The sequence below is a fragment of the Nocardia sp. NPDC058497 genome (assembly GCF_042720195.1).
GTDB lineage: Bacteria > Actinomycetota > Actinomycetes > Mycobacteriales > Mycobacteriaceae > Nocardia.
In genome coordinates, this window is the sequence record NZ_JBHXMY010000611.1 from 1 (window position 1) to 3,446 (window position 3,446).

Annotated in this window: 4 protein-coding genes and 1 pseudogene; 4 read left to right on the top strand and 1 reads right to left on the bottom strand. The window is 69.3% G+C overall.

From position 1 onward, the window contains the following. The 4 genes from ACFWPJ_RS28170 to ACFWPJ_RS28185 all read left to right on the top strand — a co-directional run. On the top strand, positions 1 to 473 hold a 473-nt coding region (locus ACFWPJ_RS28170; RefSeq protein WP_378855820.1), incomplete at its 5' end, for a CBS domain-containing protein. Next, the gene (locus tag ACFWPJ_RS28175; RefSeq protein ID WP_378855822.1) at positions 470 to 1,249 is read left to right on the top strand and encodes an ABC transporter permease; all 780 of its coding nucleotides are present in this window, start codon (positions 470 to 472) and stop codon (positions 1,247 to 1,249) included. The genes ACFWPJ_RS28170 and ACFWPJ_RS28175, both read left to right, overlap by 4 nt. Next, positions 1,246 to 2,226, top strand: coding sequence for a glycine betaine ABC transporter substrate-binding protein (locus ACFWPJ_RS28180; protein WP_378855824.1), 981 nt, complete (start codon positions 1,246 to 1,248; stop codon positions 2,224 to 2,226). Before ACFWPJ_RS28175 ends, ACFWPJ_RS28180 begins: the two co-directional genes overlap by 4 nt. Positions 2,227 to 2,334: 108 nt before the next feature. Beyond that, on the top strand, positions 2,335 to 3,195 hold the full coding sequence (locus tag ACFWPJ_RS28185; RefSeq protein ID WP_378855826.1) for a 3-hydroxyacyl-CoA dehydrogenase: 861 nt from the start codon (positions 2,335 to 2,337) through the stop codon (positions 3,193 to 3,195). 60 nt (positions 3,196 to 3,255) lie between these two features. Here ACFWPJ_RS28185 and ACFWPJ_RS28190 read toward each other — a convergent pair. Then, positions 3,256 to 3,446 (bottom strand): annotated as a pseudogene (locus tag ACFWPJ_RS28190) (amino acid ABC transporter permease); the annotation flags it as partial.

Sequence of the window (3,446 nt, forward strand, 5' to 3'; positions counted from 1 at the left end):
TCCTCCAGTACGACACCCCCGCGGCGATTCTGGCCGCCCCCGCCGACGAGACGGTCGCCGGTTTCGTCGGCGCCACCGCCACCATCGACCGCCTCGGCCTCGCCGTCCTCGCCGACCTCGACCTGGACCAGGGCATCGCCGTCGCCGAGAACACCGCACCGGCCGATCTGACCGACCGCCTGCACACTGCGAAACAGGACTGGGGCATCGTCCTCGACGCCCAGCGCCGACCGGTGCGCCGGGTCCCGGCGAGCGAACTCGCCCACGCGGATTCGCTGCGCGACCTCGGCGCACCGATCCAGGCCACGCTGCCCGCCGAAGCCACCCTGCAGGACGCCCTCGCGATCCTGCTGACCGAACGCACGGCCTCGGCGGTCGTCGTCGACAGCGTGGGCGCCTTCGCCGGAGTGGTCACCGTCGACACGCTGATCAGCCATCTGGCCGCCGCCCCCGCCGAGACGGTGCAGGCATGACCACTCTGGACAGGCCCGCCGCGGTCGCCGCACCGGCCGCGCAGCGGCGTGCCGAATTCCTGCGGCTGTTGGTCCAGCCGGTGATCGTGCTGATCCTTACCGTCGGTGTGCTGGTGTGGGCGTTCCGGCGCGACCTCACCCTCACCCAGCAGGCGAGTATCAGCGTCGGCAATATCGCCGAGGTCACGTGGCAGCACATCCTGATCACCGCGGCGGTGGTGCTCATCGTCGTCGCGGTGGCGGTGCCGCTGGGCACGGTGCTCACCCGGCCCGGATTCCGCAGGCTCGCACCGATCTTCGTCGGCGTCGCCAATATCGGCGCCTCGGCGCCCGCGATCGGCCTGATCGTGCTGTGCTACCTGGTCACCCGGACCACCGGGTTCTGGATCGGGGTCGCGCCCATCGCGTTCTGCTCGCTGCTGCCGGTGCTGCGCAACACGATCCTCGGCTACCAAGAGGTCGACCCGGCCCTCATCGACGCCGGGCGCGGGCAGGGCATGTCGGCCGTACAGGTGTTGCGGCGCATCGAGTTCCCGCTCGCGGTGCCCTACATCCTGGCCGGCCTGCGCACCGCGCTGGTGCTGGCCGTCGGCACCGCGACGCTGTCGTTCCTGGTGAGCGCGGGCGGGCTCGGCATCCTCATCGACACCGGCTACAAACTGCGCGACACCGTCACCTTGACGGTGGGCGCGGTGCTCGCCGTCGCCCTGGCTTTGCTGGTCGACTGGCTGGGCGCGCTGGCCGAACAGTTCCTCGGACCGAGGGGGTTGCGGTGAGGATCACCCGATGGCTGCGCGGGTTCGCGCCCGTGGCCGGTGTGCTGCTGCTCGCGAGTTGCGGTCTGCAGTCGGGCAGTTCGGTGCCGCTGCCGGTGGGGCCGGGCAGCATCGTGGCCGTGCCCGCCCTCGACGGGGTCGCGGTCACCGTGGGCTCCAAGGACTTCACCGAGGCCAATATCCTCGGCTATCTGATCGAATTCGCGCTCACGGCGGCGGGCGCGAATGTGCGCGACCTGACCAATATCCAGGGTTCCAACAGCCTGCGTGACGCCCAGCTGCACGGACAGGTCGACATCGCCTACGACTACACCGGCACCGGCTGGATCAACTACCTGGGCAACGAGACACCCGAGCCGGACGAGGTGCGTCAATTCGAACTCGTCCGCGACGCCGATCGCGCCGAGCACGACATGGTGTGGGCCGCGATGGCGCCGATGAACAACACCTACGCCCTGGTCGCGAGCAGGCGCACCGCCGAGGAGACCGGCGTGCGCACGCTGTCGGACTACGCGGCCCTGATCGCGAAGGACCCGGCCGCTGCCGCCACCTGCGTCGGCACCGAGTTCAACGTCCGCCAGGACGGCTACCCGGGGATGGCCCGCAAGTACGGCATCGATGTCGGCGCGGTGCGGAAACAGATCGTCCAGGACGCGCTCGTCTACCAGGCGACCGCCGACGCCGAGCAATGCCGGTTCGGCTCGGTCGCCGCCACCGACGGCCGCATCCCCGCGCTGGATCTGGTGCTGCTCGACGACGACCGCGGCTTCTTCCCGAAGTACAACGCCGCGCTCGTCATGCACGGCCCGTTCGCCGACGCCCACCCCGAGGTCGTCTCGATCATGGCGCCCATCTCCGCGCGCCTGACCAACGCGGTGATCACCGAGCTCAACCGCCAGGTCGACATCGGCGGTCGCGAACCGGCCGACGTCGCCCGCGACTGGATGGTCGCCGAGGGACTGGTCACCGTCGGCTGATCCACCCGCGGCGGTGTGCCGAACTGTGACCGGCCTCTCGCCACGCACTCAGCTTCCCGGGCCATGATGGACGGCGGTGGTGACACCGGAAACCGACTGGGAGGATGCATGACCATGGAATTCCGCAAGGTGACCGTCCTGGGTACGGGGGTGCTCGGATCCCAGATCGCTTTCCAGACCGCGTTCCACGGGTTCGACGTGACCGCCTACGACATCGACGACAAGGCGCTCACCGCCGCCCGTACCCGCTTCGACGAGCTCGCCACGATCTACCAGCAGGACGTGGCGGGCGCCGACGCGAGCAACACCACAGCGACCGCGGCGGGCATCACGCTGACCGCCGATCTGGCCGCCGCGGCCGCCGAGGCCGACCTGATCATCGAGGCGGTGCCGGAGGTACTCGAGATCAAGCGCGACCTGTACGGCAAGCTCGGTGCGCTCGCGCCCGAACGCACCGTCTTCGCGACGAACTCCTCGACGCTGCTGCCCAGCGACATCGTCGACTACACCGGCCGCGCCGACCGGTTCCTGGCGCTGCATTTCGCCAACCACGTCTGGAAGTTCAACACCGCCGAGGTCATGGGCACCGAGCAGACCGATCCGGCGGTGTTCCGCGCGGTGGCCGAATTCGCGAGGGCCATCGGCATGGTGCCGATCGAATTGCACAAGGAGAAGGCGGGTTACGTCCTCAACTCCCTGCTGGTGCCGTTCCTGAACTCCGGAATCGCGCTCGCCGCAGGCGGCTACGCCGAACCCGCCGCCGTGGACGAGACCTGGCGCATCGCCACCGGCGCGCCCATGGGCCCCTTCCAGATCCTCGACATCGTCGGCCTGACCACCCCCTACAACATCCTGATCAGCGGCAGAGACTCCGACAAGAAGCTCGCGGCCTGGCTCAAGGAGAACTACATCGACAAGGGCAAGCTCGGCGCCGCCACGGGAGAGGGGTTCTACCGCTACACCGCGTAGACGGACACACAAAAACACCGCGGGGCCCGGTCCGTACGGGGCCCCGCGGTGTTCGCCGAGCTATTTCTTGGTGATGTCGACGCCGGGAGCGGCGTCGGTGACGATCGAATCGGCGGCCAGGACGGTGCCACCGCCCTTCTTGCGCCGGGAACGCAGCCGCTTCTCCAGCGTCGTCGCCAGGAAGGTCAGTGCCCGGGTCAGCGAGATCATGATCATCGCGACGACCCTCAGCGCCGGGATCGTGGTGTGGT

Coding starts and splice junctions, on each gene's coding strand:
- ACFWPJ_RS28175 (WP_378855822.1), top strand. CDS start 470: ATGACCACTCTGGACAGGCCCGCCGCGGTCGCCGCACCGGCCGCGCAG.
- ACFWPJ_RS28185 (WP_378855826.1), top strand. CDS start 2,335: ATGACCATGGAATTCCGCAAGGTGACCGTCCTGGGTACGGGGGTGCTC.